This is a genomic window from Mycobacterium sp. (genome assembly GCF_044342925.1).
Lineage (GTDB): Bacteria > Actinomycetota > Actinomycetes > Mycobacteriales > Mycobacteriaceae > Mycobacterium.
The window spans coordinates 1-12,497 of sequence record NZ_JBIIOV010000101.1 but is presented as its reverse complement, the minus strand read 5'-3'; the positions used below and the strand labels follow the sequence as shown (position 1 = coordinate 12,497).

Here is a 12,497-nt window from a genome sequence, read left to right as displayed (position 1 = left end):
GGCCACCGGGCCAGGAATGACGTTGTTGCGCACCGCGGTCGACGCCGTGCCCGGACTGGCGGTGCTGCGCGACGGGCAGAAGTGGGTGGCGCTGGCGATGCCGGGGTACGCCCTCGCCGGGGCGGGAGCGGTGCTGCTGCTGCGGCACCGGATACGCGCCGGCGTTGCGGCGCTGCTGTGTTGCGCCGTACTGCTGGTGGCGCTGCCCGACCTGGTGTGGGGCGTCGGCGGCCGGCTGCGCCCGGTGCACTATCCGCCCGGCTGGACGCAGGTGGCGGGGATGATCAACGCCGAACCGGGCACCGTCGCGGTGCTGCCCGCCGGCACGATGCGCCAGTTCGCCTGGTCGGGCAGCGCCCCGGTGCTGGACCCGCTGCCGCGGTGGCTGCGGGCCGAGGTGCTGACCACCGGGGACCTTCAGGTCGCCGGACAGATCGTGGCGGGTGAGGGCAGCCGGGCCCGTGGGGTGGAGCGCCAACTGCTCGCCGGCACCGATCCACGGACCCTCGGGGCCAGCTGGCTGGTGGTGGAACGCGGGACGCCCGGCACGATGGGCGCCGCCGAGCAAGCCCTGGCGGCGCTGACGCCGGCGTACACCGACGACGATATCGCGCTCTATCGACTCAGCGGCCCGGAAAAGACTGCGGCACTGGGCAACCGGAGCCTGGTGTTGATCGCCCATCTGCTGTGGGCCGGAATGCTGATCGGCAGTGCGGTGCTGCTTGCGGCTCAGGCCGCTTCGTCGTCCCCGCGGCCGTGGCGGCGCTCGTAATCCTCCCGCATCTGCGCGTCGCGGTTGCGGGCCCGTTGGTCGACCAGACCGGGATCCAGTCCGTGCTGCCGCAACCGGTGGGCGCGCCAGATCTTGTCCAGCGCATGGGCGAAGTAGACGAACGGGATCAGCAGCAGCGTCGACATGGCCAGGTGCATGCCGACTGAGGCGGGGATGAGCCATAGCGGCGCGACGATCAGCACGGCCGGAATGCTCACCCTGATCAGGGTGCGGGTCCAGGCGCCGGGCCCGGTGAGGTCGTGGCGCACCCAGTCGTCCATCTCCGGCGGCAGCACCTTGCCGGCGCAGTAGCCGATGTATTGCATCAGATTTGGCCGTGCAGCGCTCATGGCTGGATCATCGCTTCGCTGCGCTGCGCTCATGGCTGGATCACTCCGCTCACCCGTCGTCCGTCGTGCACGGTCTCCAGGACCGTCCGCATCGCCGCCGCGCTCTGCGGCCAGGAGAACTCCCGGCTGCGGGCCTCGGCCTTGGCGCCCATCTCCTCGCGCAGCACGGCGTCGCCCAGAAGTTCCTCGATCCGGTCGACCATGTCGTCGCGGTCGTCGACCAGCAGGCCGGTGACCCCGTCGACAACGGAGTCGGTCAACCCGCCCGAGGAGCGGTACCCGACGGTCGGCACCGCGTGCTGGGCGGCCTCGACCACGGCCAACGCCCAGCCCTCCTTGCGGGACGGCAGCACATGCACCCAGGACCGTTGCACCACAGCATGTTTGGTGGCTTCGTCCACGTGGCCGTGGAAGGTGACCGCCTCGGCGATGCCCAGGCGCTGGGCGTGTTCCAGCAGCCGGTCCTGCCACCAGCCGCCGCCGACGACGTCGAGATGCAGGTCCGGAATCCGGGTGCGCAGCACGGCGACCGCGTCCAGGGCGTCCTCGATCTGCTTGTGTGGAACCAGCCGGGACAGCACCACCACCCGTGGGGTCGCCGACCGCCCGCCCGCGGGCGTGCGGGCCGGCAGCTCGTCGAGACCGTTGCGCACCACCGCGAGCCGGTGGATGTCCACCCCGAGATCGGCGAGGTCGCGGACCGAGGGCAGTGACACCGTCACGTACTGGTTGTGTCGGTGCAGCCGGGGCGACAGTCGCGACTCCACGAACCAGCCGACCCGGCCGAGAACCCGGCCGGCCACCGGCCACTGCTCGCGGTGACAATGGTGCACCAGCAGCACCACCCGGCGGCCGAACGCCAGCCGGGCCAGGAACGGCAGGCCGTTCTGGCTGTCGATCACCACGTCGGGACGGATTCCGCGCAGCGGCCCCAAGCCGACCCGGGAGGCCACCATGGCCAGGCCGGCCCGGATGTAGACCGTGTAGCGGCCGCCGGCGCGGCTGATGCGCACCCCGTCGATGACGTCGCGACGGGCGGCGCCGTCGTAGCGCGCGGTGCGCAGGGTGACGTCGACGCCGGACTGGGCCAGCTGCGCGCCGATGCGCTGCAGGTAGGTCTCGCTGCCGCCACCCTGGGGGTGGCCGGTGTCGCGCCAGCACAGCATCAGCACGGAGCGGACGGGGCTTGGCGTGGACATCCCCGCCAGCGTATCGCCCTAGGGTGAGCGGGTGGCCGGGACCGGAGGGCAGGAGCGCAGCGACCCGGGAATGATCCCCGGAGGGCAGGAGCGCAGCGACCCGGGAATGATCCCCGGAGGGCAGGAGCGCAGCGACCCGGGAATGACTACCCGTCTGTTCGCCCGCCGGGCGACGCTGGCCCGGTCCACGCGGCTGCTCGGTGAGTTCCGGTACGAGCAGAGCGACCCGGCCCGGTTCTACGGCGCCCTGGCCGAGGACACCGCAGCAATGGTCAGCGACCTGTGGACGGGGCTCAACGGGGGGCCGCGCGGCGGCACCGTCCTGGATATCGGCGGGGGCCCTGGCTATTTCGCGACCGCATTCACCGATGCCGGCTGGCGTTACGTCGGCGTCGAGCCGGACCCGCGGGAGATGCACGCCGCCGAGCAGCCCGTCAGCGGCGGACCCGGCACCTTCGTGCGGGCCTCCGGGCTGGCCTTGCCGTTCGCCGACAGCAGCGTGGATGTCTGCCTGTCGTCCAACGTCGCCGAGCATGTGGCGCAGCCCTGGCGCCTCGGCGAGGAGATGCTGCGGGTCACCCGCCCTGGTGGCTTGGCGATCCTGTCCTACACCGTCTGGCTGGGGCCGTTCGGCGGGCACGAGACCGGCATGTGGCACTACCTGGGTGGAGCGCGCGCGGCGGCGCGCTACACCCGGCGGCACGGGCATCCGCCGAAGAATCACTACGGGTCGTCGTTATTCGACGTCTCCGTCGCCGACGGGCTGCGCTGGGCAGCCGACACCGGCGCGCTGGTGGCCGCATTCCCCCGCTACCACCCGCGATGGGCGTGGTGGCTGACCCGGGTGCCGGGTGTGCGGGAGTTCCTGGTGAGCAATCTGGTCTTGGTGCTGCAGCCAACCTGACACCTGTTCTCGGTGTCCCGCGATGGGTACTGTGACCCACATGACACAGACCGCATACCGGACCGAATTCGACAAGCTCTTCATCGGCGGTAAGTGGGTCGAACCGTCCACCAGCGACGTCATCGAGGTGCACTCCCCGGCCACCGGCCAGTACGTCGGGAAGGTGCCGTTGGCCGCGGCCGCCGATGTCGACGCGGCCTGCGCGGCGGCCCGAAAGGCCTTCGACGAAGGCCCGTGGCCGCGGATGACCCCGCAGGAACGTCAGGCCGTCATCGCCAGCGCCGTCAAGCTGATCGAGGACCGCGCCGACGAGTTCAAGTTCCTGCTCAAGGCCGAGACCGGTCAACCGCAGCTCATCGTCGACATGATGCAGTACGGGGCCGCGCTGTCCGGTCTGCAGTACTACGCCACCGCCGCCGACAAGTTCACCTGGAAGGACATCCGCGACGGCATCTACGGCCAGACCCTGGTGCTGCGCGAACCGATCGGCGTGGTCGGCGCGGTGGCGGCCTGGAATGTGCCGATGTTCCTGGCCTGCAACAAGCTGGGCCCCGCACTGCTGGCCGGTTGCACGGTGGTCCTCAAGCCGGCCGCGGAAACCCCGCTGACCGTCAACGCGCTGGCCGAGGTGTTCGCCGAAGCGGGGCTACCCGAGGGCGTGCTGTCGGTGGTGCCCGGCGGGGCGGAGACCGGTCGCGCACTGACCGCCAATCCGCTGGTGGACAAGTACACCTTCACGGGCAGTTCCGCGGTGGGCAAGGAGGTCGGCAAGCTGGCGGCCGACAAGCTCAAGCCGTGCACGCTGGAACTCGGCGGCAAGTCCGCGGCGATCATTCTCGAAGACGCGGACCTGGACTCCAGCCTGCCGATGCTGCTATTCGCCGGCCTGATGAACACCGGGCAGGCCTGCGTGGCACAGACCCGAATCCTCGCGCCGCGTTCCCGCTACGACGAGGTCGTGTCGAAGGTCGGCGCGGCGGTGGCCGCAATGCCGGTGGGCCTGCCCGATTCACCCGGTGCCTTCATCGGACCGCTGATCACCGAGAAGCAACGCGAGCGGGTCGAGGGCTACATCAAGAAGGGCCAGGAGGAAGGCGCTCGACTGGTCACCGGCGGCGGCCGGCCCGAGGGCCTCGACGGCGGCTACTTCGTGCAGCCGACGGTGTTCGCCGACGTCGACAACTCCATGACGATCGCCCAGGAGGAGATCTTCGGGCCGGTGCTCTCGATCATCGCCTACGAGGACACCGACGACGCGGTGCGCATCGCCAACGACTCGGTGTACGGCCTGGCCGGCAGTGTGTGGACGACCAACTACGACAGGGCGATTGAGATCGCCTCACGGATCCGCACTGGCACCTACGCGGTGAACATGTACGCCTTCGACCCTGGCGCGCCGTTCGGCGGGTACAAGAACTCCGGTATCGGCCGGGAGAACGGGCCGGAAGGTATCGGCGAGTACGTCGAGCACAAGAGCGTGCTGCTGCCGTTCGGCTACACGCCTGCGATTTAGGGGCGGTTAGAAGACCGCGCGGACGATCATCTCGGCGACGGCGGCGGGCTTCTCGATGCCCTCGATCTCGATGGTGTGCTTCACCGTCAAGTCGGCCGAACCGGTGCCCGGCTTGGTCGCGACATCGATGAGTTCCACACGGCTCCGGACCCGGCTGTCCACCGGCACCGGGGTCAGGAAGCGGACCTTGTTCAGCCCGTAGTTGATGGCCAGCTTGGCGTTCTCCAGCCGGAAGGTGTCCTTGCTCAGCACCGGGATCAGCGACAGGGTCAGGAACCCGTGCGCGATGGGGGTCTTGAAGGGGCTCTCGGCCTTGGCGCGTCCGACGTCGACATGGATCCACTGGTGGTCGCCGGTGACGTCGGCGAAGTCGTTGACCCGCTGCTGGTCGATGGTCAGCCACTCGCTGACGCCGAGTTCCTGACCGACCAGGGCCTGCGCCGCGTCGACGGATCCGATCACCTTCATGGTTGCCTGCCTTCCCTGCTCCGGCCTGGATTAACTATGAAATCGATCATATCCACGACCGTCACCGACCTGTAATCGGCTGGCGTTGCCTGTGTTACCCCGAAGCAGACCGGTCTGATTATGTTGATAACCATAGTTACGCCAGGAGGCTCCCATGTGGGTTGTCGAACTCAAGGTCGCCGGCTTCACGGTCCGCAGATGGACTCGCAAGCGGCGGCACCTGCTGCGGCCCGGCGCCAGCCCGCTGGAGCAGTGGCTGCGGCCGTCCCACGCAGCCTGATCGGCGCTGACATGACTGCCCGCGGATCAACCCGGACCGCGATGCTGCACAGCGCCGCCGAGCTGCTGCGTGAGGGCGGCACCGCCGCCGTGACGATCGACGCGGTGCTGGCCCGCAGCGGCGCACCCCGCGGATCGGTGTATCACCACTTCCCCGGCGGCCGCGCTCAGATCCTGCGCGAGGCGCTGCAGTTCGCCGGCGACGAGATCGCCGCCACCATCGACGCGGCGGCCGGAGCCGGCGGGACGGCCCTGTTGCGGCAGTTCGTCGAGATGTGGCGCGACGCCCTGACCGCCAGCGACTACACCGCGGGCTGCCCGGTGCTGGCCGCGGCGATCGGCTCCGGGCAGGACGAACAGCAGTTGGCCGCGCTGGCCGCCGACATCTTCAGCCGGTGGCGCGACGCCACCAAGCAGGCGTACATCCGGGACGGCTTCGAGCCCCCCGACGCCTCCGCACTGGCCGACACGTCCATCGCCGCGATGGAAGGCGCCGTCGTGCTGTGCCGGGCGGCCCGCAGCATGGAGCCGCTCGACGACGTGGCCGCCCAGCTTGAGTTTCTCGTCAGGGCAAAGGAATTCGTTTCCACGATGAAGGTGCCCGCCGCCAGTGGGTAACGGGGCGCGGAATGTGGTGGGCCTGGACCCGGAGACGCCGCTGAGTGTGGTGCGCCGGTTCGGCATCACCACGCTGGAGCAGACGGGCTCCGCTGTGGTCGCCGAGATGCCGGTCGCCGGCATGCACAACCCGCTGACCGGCCTGCCGTCGGTCGCTGCGTTGGCGGTGCTGATTGACGACGTCGGCGGCCGAGTCAACTTCTACCGGCGCGGTGTGGACCAGTGGACCGTCTCCAGCGAGCTGACGGTGGACCTCAGCCCCGGCGCGCTGGAGATGCTCGCGGTCGCTCCGGATGATCCGGTGCGGGCCAGCGCACGGCCGGTCGGGCAGGCCGGGTCGACCCTGCTGTCGCTGTGCACGCTGACCCATCGCGGCATGGTGATCGGCGGCGGAACCGTGCGGACCATGCCGCTGCCGGGCGGCCCGGACGGCCCCGCCCGCCGCGGTGACGATCCGGTGCTACGCGACGGTCACCCGACCCTGGCTGAGTTGATGGCCGTCGAGCCGCTGCCGGCCCACGGCGGCACTTACCGGCTCCTGCAGCGCCCCGACCCGATTGTGAACAACCTCATCGGCATCGTTCACGGCGGGGTGAGCAGCGCCGGACTGGAACTCGTCGCGGCGGCGGCGTTCAACCACCAGCAGGACCGTCCGCTGCTGACCGAGTCGATCAGAGTCAACTTCCTACGGCCCTTTTTCGCCCGGCCGCACTCCGACGGCGACGCCGGGGCACAATCCGTCTATGAGGCAACCGCGGTGCGCATCGGCCGGACGTCCGCGGTCGCCGATGCGTCCGCCGTCGGAGCCGACGGCAAGACGGCGGTCATCGCCCGTGTCACGGGTTACCGGTGAGTGCCGTGGCTGACGGCTTCGCGGACTTGTGCGTCAACGAGCCGGAGCTCGCCACACTGCGCGGGTCGCTGAGGGAGTTCCTGGTCGCCGACCGCGCCGAGTTCGGCTGGCAGCCCCGCGTCGACGCGTGGCTGTCCAGCTGGGACGAGGCGTTCAGCGCCCGGCTGGGCGACGCCGGGTTCCTCGGCCTGACCATTCCGAAGCAGTACGGCGGGCAGGGCCTGGGGCATCTGCACCGCTACGTGGTGACCGAGGAACTGCTGGCGTGCGGCGCCCCCGTCGCGGCGCATTGGATCGCCGACCGCCAGGTGGGTCCCGGCCTGCTGTCTTACGGCACCGAGGAGCAGCGGCAGCGGATTCTGCCGAGAATCGCTGCGGGACGGTATTTCTCGGCCATCGGCATGAGCGAACCGCAGGCCGGCTCCGACCTGGCGGCGTCGATGGCCAAGGCCACCCGCACCGACGGTGGTTGGGTGCTGTCCGGAACAAAGGTGTGGACCAGCGGTGCGCACCTGTCCCACCAGGTCGTGGTGCTGGCCCGCACGAGCCCGTTCGACCCGGAGCGACGGCACGCCGGTTTCAGCCAGTTCATCGTGCCCACCGACTCCCCCGGCATCGACATCAGCCCGATCGTGCTGATGACCGGCGAGCACCACTTCAACGAGATCACCTTCAACGAGGTGTTCATCGACGACACCAACCTGCTCGGCGAGGTCGGCGACGGCTGGCGGCAGGTCACCGCGGAGCTGTCCTTCGAGCGCAGCGGACCGGAGCGGATTCTGTCCACCGCACCGTTGCTCACCGCGCTGGTGCGGCTGCTGGCCGCCCACGGCGATCTCGACCGGTACACCTGCGCTGCGGTGGGCGGGCTGCTGGCCCGGGTGATCTCGCTGCGCCAGCTGTCGGTGTCGGTGGCCCGGGCACTGGCCGACGGCCAGGCACCGGTCAATGAGGCGGCGCTGGTGAAGGACCTCGGTACCCGGTTCGAGCAGGAGTCGGCCGATCTGGCCGCGGACCTGTTGTCGTACGTCGACGCCGGCGCGGACGGCCGCGCGCATGTGGCGGCGCTGGTGGAGGTGGCACAGGTGCACGCCCCGATGTTCACCCTGCGCGGCGGGACCAATGAGGTCCTGCGCGGCATGGTGGCCCGCGGGATGGGGTTGCGATGAGCGCTTGCGCGAAGAGCCGAGGGCAGCGATGAGCGCTTGCGCGAAGAGCCGAGGGCAGCGATGAGCAGCACACTCAGCGGCGGCGTATTCGCCTCCGGCACCGATGATCTCACCGATCTACGTAACCTCGTCGGCGAGATCGGGGAACGCTCCTTCGACGCGCGCATCGGCCACCGGGCCCTGCCCGATGCGTTCGACGCCTCCGCGTGGCGGCATCTGGAGGACGCCGGGCTGACCCGGTTGGTCAGCACCGACTCCGGTGGCGGCCCGGCGGAAGCCGCGGTGGTCCTGCGCTCGCTGGCCCGCCACGCCGTGACGGTGCCCGTCGCCGAGACCGACGTGCTGGCCGGGTGGCTGGCCGCCACGGCGGGCATCGACGTGCCGGACAGCGGCCCGATGACCGTCGCGATCGGGGACGCTGTCCGCTCGGGTGACCGGGTGACGTCGACGATCCCCGGCGTTCCCTATGCGTCGCCGGCGCGCGTGGTACTGGCGCTGCGCGACGGCGAGCATCTGCTGGTGGCGGCCCGCGACCCGGAGTCACTGTCGATCACCACGGGATACAACGCCGGTGGCGAGCCGCGCGATACCGTCACCATCGACGAGCCAGCTGATGCGTTCACCGCGATCCCGGACGCGACACGAGAACTGATGCGCCGGGGCGCGTGGGCGCGCTGCATGCAGATGATCGGCGCACTGGACGCCGCGGTGGAGTTCTCCGTGGCGCACACCCGGGAACGCCAGCAGTTCGGCCGCCCGCTGAGCGCCTTCCAGGCCGTTCAGCACACCCTGGCCGGCATGGCCGGCGAGGTCGAACGGGCCAGGGCCGCAGGGAATCTCGCCGTGGCCGCGGCGGCGGATTTCGGCTTCGCTCACCCGCGCACCGACTACGCCGTCACGGTCGCCAAGGTCACCCTGGGTCAGGTGGTTCCGACCGTGGTCACCGCCGCCCATCAGCTGCACGGCGCGATCGGTGTGACGATCGAACATCGGTTATGGCTGGTGACCATGCGCGCCCGCGGTTGGGTCGAGGAGTTCGGCGACACCGCGCAGTACGCACAGCGGCTCGGCCGGTTAGCCCTGTCGGGCGCGGACCCGTGGGACGTCATCATCGGGGCCGCTGCGGATCGTCGCGACTGAGCATCCGCTCCGGGTGGTGGAAGGTGTTCGCGCCACCGGCCAGCGGCAGGTGTGGCGGCGGTAACCATTGCGTGCTGCCGTCTTGGTGTTTTCGGGTTGTCCAGCCACCGGGTTTGATCAGTCGGTGGTGAGCGCCACAAGCGAACGTGAGCCGGTCGATGTTGGTATGGCCGCCATCGGTCCACTCGTCGACGTGGTGGACTTCGCAGAGGTAGCCGGGCCTGTCACAACCGGGTGCGGTGCAGCCACGGTCTTTTGAATGCAGCACAATCCGTTGGTCGGCCGAGGCGATCCGACGAGTCCGCCCTAGGTAGAGAGCTTGTTCGGTATGCCGGTCGAACACGCACAGGTAGTGGTAGGCGTGCGACGCCATCCGGATGACGTCACGCATGGGCAGTAGCGAGCCACCCGCAGTGACCGCGACGCCGCTGGCGGTCTGCAACTGGTCGAGCGTTGCGGTGACGATCACCGTGACCGGTAAGCCGTTGTGCTGTCCGAGTTTCGGATCGCCCAGCTGTCCGCGCAGCAGCGCGGCTAGGGCATCATGCTGGCGTTGGGCATGGCCGCGCACGTCGCGGTCGATTACCTGATGACTCGGTTCGCCTGCCACGGTGGGGGTTTGGTCATCGGGATTACACATCCCCGGCGCCGCGAATTTCGCCAGCCACGCATCGAGCATCGCCCGCAGTTCCGGCGTGGCGATCAACCTGCCGACGCTCATCCCGTCCGAGCGCTGCCTGCCACACCAGGTGAATCCGCGCTTGCGGGCGCGATCGGCATCGGAGAACTGGCCATCGGGGTTGAGCCGCACCGCCAACTGCCCGGCGAGTATCTGCAACTGGTCCGGTCGCAGCAGCGCCGCCTGTTCGACGAGGAAGGCCTCGGCCTTGACCGCCTCCATCGGAGCCACATGCCCGGGTAACTCCCGCATGAAGCCCTGGATGGCGCGCAGGTGATCGGAGTCCAGCACGCCGCCGCGCCAGGCGTCCGCGGTGGCCGACAACTCCGGGGGCACCGCCTGCCCGGCCAACGTGGTGCGCGGTTCGAGTTGCGCCGCGTCGCGGATACGCCGGCGAGCCTCGGCACGACTGATCCGCAACACGTCCGAGATCGTCGCGGCCACCGGGGCCCCGACCGCGTCCTCGTCCAACCCGTGAATCACCGAGTGCGACAAAGCCCGCTGCCGGCGAATCGCGTTCTCCAACCGGTCCAGGCCCTCCAACCGGCCCCGAACCGCAAGAACCGACCAGTCCTCAGCGCACAGGGCCTCGACCGCCGCGTCGAGCGTCTCCAACGCCTCGGCAATCGAACTCATGTTCGACAACCTACGCAGGCACTACGACATCCGTCGACAACAGAAAAGAAAGCTGTGGATCAACCGCGCACTGTGCATAACCCCTACGTCCCAGTCCAATTCGGCGCCCGCTTCTCGGCGAACGCCACCGCGCCCTCGCGGGCGTCCTTGGACCCGAACACCGGCATGATGATCGCCAACTGCTCGCGCCACTGATCCTCGGGGCTCCAGCCGCGGGACTCGACGATGACCCGCTTGGTCGCGGCCACCGCCAGAGGCCCATTGGCGGTGATCCGCTCAGCCAGTTCCAGCGCCGCCTCCAACGCATGGCCGGGCTCGGCGAGGATGTTGACCAGCCCCAGTTCGTGCGCACGGGAGGCCGGCAGGGGGTCGCCGGTGAGCGCCAGCTCCATCGCGATCGCGTACGGGATGCGCTGCGGCAGCCGCAGCAATCCACCGCCGGCGGCCACCAGACCACGTTTGACCTCCGGGATGCCGAACGCCGAATCCGACGCCGCCACAATGAGATCCGTCGCCAACGCCAATTCCGTCCCGCCGGCCAGGGCATAGCCCTCGACCGCAGCGATCAGCGGCTTGACCGGCGGCCGCTCGGTGAACCCCAGCCCGCGCCCCTCCACCACGACGTTCTCGCCACGGGCGAACGCCTTGAGATCCATACCCGCGCAGAAGGTCCCGCCGGCACCGGTCAGCACACCCACCGACAGGGCAGGGTCGTCGTCGAGTTGGTCCATCGCGGCGGCCAGAGCGTGGCTCGCCGCGGCGTTGATGGAGTTCTTGGCCTCCGGACGGTTGATCGTGATGATCAGGATCCGCCCACGCTGCTCGGTCAGGACCACATCACTCTGCGTTGGTTCCTCGTGCTCACTCATGGGGGGATCGTAACCACCGGCGGCATGATGACGGGCAGGTCTGACGCGGACTGCGCCAGCCTGCGGCGCGCGATGGCTATGGTCGAGTGATGACAGTGTCGTCGAACGCGTCATCCACCGAGTCCACCGCGTCCACCGCACTCACCTCCGAACAGGACGACTTGCGCGGCGCCGTCGCAGACCTGATGGCCAAACGCTCACCGGAGTCCGCGGTGCGCCGGCTGATGGCTGAGGACGCCGGCTACGACACCGGGCTGTGGGCTGAGATGGCGGAGATGGGCCTGCTCGGGCTGGTGATTCCCGACGAGTTCGGCGGATCCGGTGCTGGACCAGCCGAACTCGCCGTGGTGAGCGAACAGATGGGCCGAGCGCTGCTGTGCGCGCCGTTCCTGTCGACCGCCGTCCTGACGCCGTATCTACTGCTGGCCCTCGACGACCGGGCCGAGTGCACCGCGGTGCTGCCCCGGATCGCCGCCGGCGACATGATCGCCACACCTGCGTTCGCCGAGGCCGGCTCGGCGCGACCGCCGCAGCACCCGGACACCACCGCCACCCCCGACGGGACCGGCTGGACGTTGACCGGGGAGAAGACGTTCGTGCTGGACGCCGCCACCGCCGAGCGATTCTACGTGCTGGCCCAAACAGACTCAGAAACAGCCATTTTCGCGGTGGACCGCGACGCTCCGGGTTTGACCGCCACACCGCTGAGCACCATCGACCAGACCCGCAAACTGGGCCGGTTGACCATGACCGGCGCCCCGGGCCGCATGATCGGCTCCGGCGGCACGAAAGCCCTCGACACGGCACTGGATCACGCGGCGGTGGCGCTGATCGCCGAGCAGGCCGGCGGCGCCTTGCATGTCACGCAACTGGCCACCGACTACGCCCGCACCCGGTATCAGTTCGGGCGGGCGATCGGCAGCTTCCAGGCCGTCAAGCACCTGTGCGTCGACATGCTGCTCGACGCGCAGTCCGCACTCTCGGCGGCCCGGCACGTTGCGGCGTCGTTCGACGCGGGCGAACCGGACCGGTTGGTCGATCTTGCTCT

14 protein-coding genes are annotated in these 12,497 nt (G+C 69.7%); 9 read left to right on the top strand and 5 right to left on the bottom strand.

Annotated features, from left to right (window positions below; translation table 11 throughout):
- Positions 1-772 (top strand): MmpA family trehalose lipid delivery protein (locus ADBZ6I_RS11600; protein WP_526383925.1); only part of this gene is annotated, 772 nt, incomplete at its 5' end.
- Here the strand turns inward: ADBZ6I_RS11600 and ADBZ6I_RS11595 are convergent.
- Positions 730-1,122, bottom strand: a complete 393-nt coding sequence (locus ADBZ6I_RS11595; RefSeq protein ID WP_526383923.1) for a DUF5313 family protein — start codon at positions 1,120-1,122, stop codon at positions 730-732. The genes ADBZ6I_RS11600 and ADBZ6I_RS11595 overlap by 43 nt on opposite strands.
- A 29-nt stretch (positions 1,123-1,151) precedes the next feature.
- The gene (locus ADBZ6I_RS11590) at positions 1,152-2,321 is read right to left on the bottom strand and encodes a glycosyltransferase family 4 protein (protein ID WP_526383921.1); all 1,170 of its coding nucleotides are present in this window, start codon (positions 2,319-2,321) and stop codon (positions 1,152-1,154) included.
- 142 nt (positions 2,322-2,463) lie between these two features.
- Between ADBZ6I_RS11590 and ADBZ6I_RS11585 the strand changes: the two genes are divergently transcribed.
- Both ADBZ6I_RS11585 and ADBZ6I_RS11580 read left to right on the top strand, forming a co-directional pair.
- Positions 2,464-3,225 carry a class I SAM-dependent methyltransferase gene (locus tag ADBZ6I_RS11585; protein WP_526383931.1) on the top strand — a complete coding sequence of 254 codons (762 nt, stop codon included), beginning with the start codon at positions 2,464-2,466 and terminating at the stop codon, positions 3,223-3,225.
- Positions 3,226-3,265: 40 nt separating this feature from the next.
- On the top strand, positions 3,266-4,738 hold the full coding sequence (locus tag ADBZ6I_RS11580) for an aldehyde dehydrogenase (RefSeq protein WP_526383919.1): 1,473 nt from the start codon (positions 3,266-3,268) through the stop codon (positions 4,736-4,738).
- Between the two features lie 6 nt (positions 4,739-4,744).
- Here the strand turns inward: ADBZ6I_RS11580 and ADBZ6I_RS11575 are convergent, their stop codons facing one another.
- Entirely contained in the window at positions 4,745-5,206 is a 462-nt protein-coding gene (locus tag ADBZ6I_RS11575) for a MaoC family dehydratase (protein WP_526383917.1), read from the bottom strand.
- Positions 5,207-5,360: 154 nt separating this feature from the next.
- On the opposite strand from ADBZ6I_RS11575, the gene ADBZ6I_RS11570 reads away from it, so the two are divergent.
- The 5 genes from ADBZ6I_RS11570 to ADBZ6I_RS11550 are packed head-to-tail and all read left to right on the top strand — an operon-like array spanning position 5,361 to position 9,265.
- Complete coding sequence (locus ADBZ6I_RS11570) at positions 5,361-5,486, top strand: hypothetical protein (RefSeq protein ID WP_526383915.1); 126 nt, start codon at positions 5,361-5,363, stop codon at positions 5,484-5,486.
- An 11-nt stretch (positions 5,487-5,497) separates the two neighbouring features.
- Positions 5,498-6,103 carry a TetR/AcrR family transcriptional regulator gene (locus tag ADBZ6I_RS11565; RefSeq protein WP_526383913.1) on the top strand — a complete coding sequence of 202 codons (606 nt, stop codon included), beginning with the start codon at positions 5,498-5,500 and terminating at the stop codon, positions 6,101-6,103.
- Positions 6,096-6,956: a PaaI family thioesterase gene (locus ADBZ6I_RS11560; protein ID WP_526383911.1), complete on the top strand. Its 861-nt coding sequence runs from the start codon at positions 6,096-6,098 to the stop codon at positions 6,954-6,956. The genes ADBZ6I_RS11565 and ADBZ6I_RS11560 overlap by 8 nt, the downstream gene beginning before the upstream one ends.
- Positions 6,957-6,961: 5 nt before the next feature.
- Entirely contained in the window at positions 6,962-8,125 is a 1,164-nt protein-coding gene (locus ADBZ6I_RS11555; protein ID WP_526383929.1) for an acyl-CoA dehydrogenase family protein, read from the top strand.
- Positions 8,126-8,185: 60 nt separating this feature from the next.
- A complete protein-coding gene (locus ADBZ6I_RS11550; RefSeq protein WP_526383909.1) occupies positions 8,186-9,265 on the top strand; it encodes an acyl-CoA dehydrogenase family protein in 1,080 nt (359 codons plus the stop codon).
- Here the strand turns inward: ADBZ6I_RS11550 and ADBZ6I_RS11545 are convergent.
- Together ADBZ6I_RS11545 and ADBZ6I_RS11540 are read right to left on the bottom strand one after the other, a co-directional pair.
- On the bottom strand, positions 9,234-10,598 hold the full coding sequence (locus tag ADBZ6I_RS11545; RefSeq protein WP_526383927.1) for an HNH endonuclease signature motif containing protein: 1,365 nt from the start codon (positions 10,596-10,598) through the stop codon (positions 9,234-9,236). The two genes, ADBZ6I_RS11550 and ADBZ6I_RS11545, sit on opposite strands and share 32 nt — an antisense overlap.
- Positions 10,599-10,663: 65 nt before the next feature.
- Complete coding sequence (locus tag ADBZ6I_RS11540; protein WP_526383907.1) at positions 10,664-11,449, bottom strand: enoyl-CoA hydratase/isomerase family protein; 786 nt, start codon at positions 11,447-11,449, stop codon at positions 10,664-10,666.
- Positions 11,450-11,538: 89 nt separating this feature from the next.
- On the opposite strand from ADBZ6I_RS11540, the gene ADBZ6I_RS11535 reads away from it, so the two are divergent.
- A partial coding sequence (locus ADBZ6I_RS11535) for an acyl-CoA dehydrogenase family protein (RefSeq protein WP_526383905.1) occupies positions 11,539-12,497 on the top strand: 959 nt, incomplete at its 3' end.

Excerpts from the sequence above, each read along its gene's own strand:
- ADBZ6I_RS11595 (WP_526383923.1), bottom strand. The coding sequence starts at position 1,122 with ATGAGCGCTGCACGGCCAAATCTGATGCAATACATCGGCTACTGCGCC.
- ADBZ6I_RS11590 (WP_526383921.1), bottom strand. The coding sequence starts at position 2,321 with ATGTCCACGCCAAGCCCCGTCCGCTCCGTGCTGATGCTGTGCTGGCGC.
- ADBZ6I_RS11585 (WP_526383931.1), top strand. The coding sequence starts at position 2,464 with ATGACTACCCGTCTGTTCGCCCGCCGGGCGACGCTGGCCCGGTCCACG.
- ADBZ6I_RS11580 (WP_526383919.1), top strand. The coding sequence starts at position 3,266 with ATGACACAGACCGCATACCGGACCGAATTCGACAAGCTCTTCATCGGC.
- ADBZ6I_RS11575 (WP_526383917.1), bottom strand. The coding sequence starts at position 5,206 with ATGAAGGTGATCGGATCCGTCGACGCGGCGCAGGCCCTGGTCGGTCAG.
- ADBZ6I_RS11570 (WP_526383915.1), top strand. The coding sequence starts at position 5,361 with ATGTGGGTTGTCGAACTCAAGGTCGCCGGCTTCACGGTCCGCAGATGG.
- ADBZ6I_RS11565 (WP_526383913.1), top strand. The coding sequence starts at position 5,498 with ATGACTGCCCGCGGATCAACCCGGACCGCGATGCTGCACAGCGCCGCC.
- ADBZ6I_RS11550 (WP_526383909.1), top strand. The coding sequence starts at position 8,186 with ATGAGCAGCACACTCAGCGGCGGCGTATTCGCCTCCGGCACCGATGAT.
- ADBZ6I_RS11540 (WP_526383907.1), bottom strand. The coding sequence starts at position 11,449 with ATGAGTGAGCACGAGGAACCAACGCAGAGTGATGTGGTCCTGACCGAG.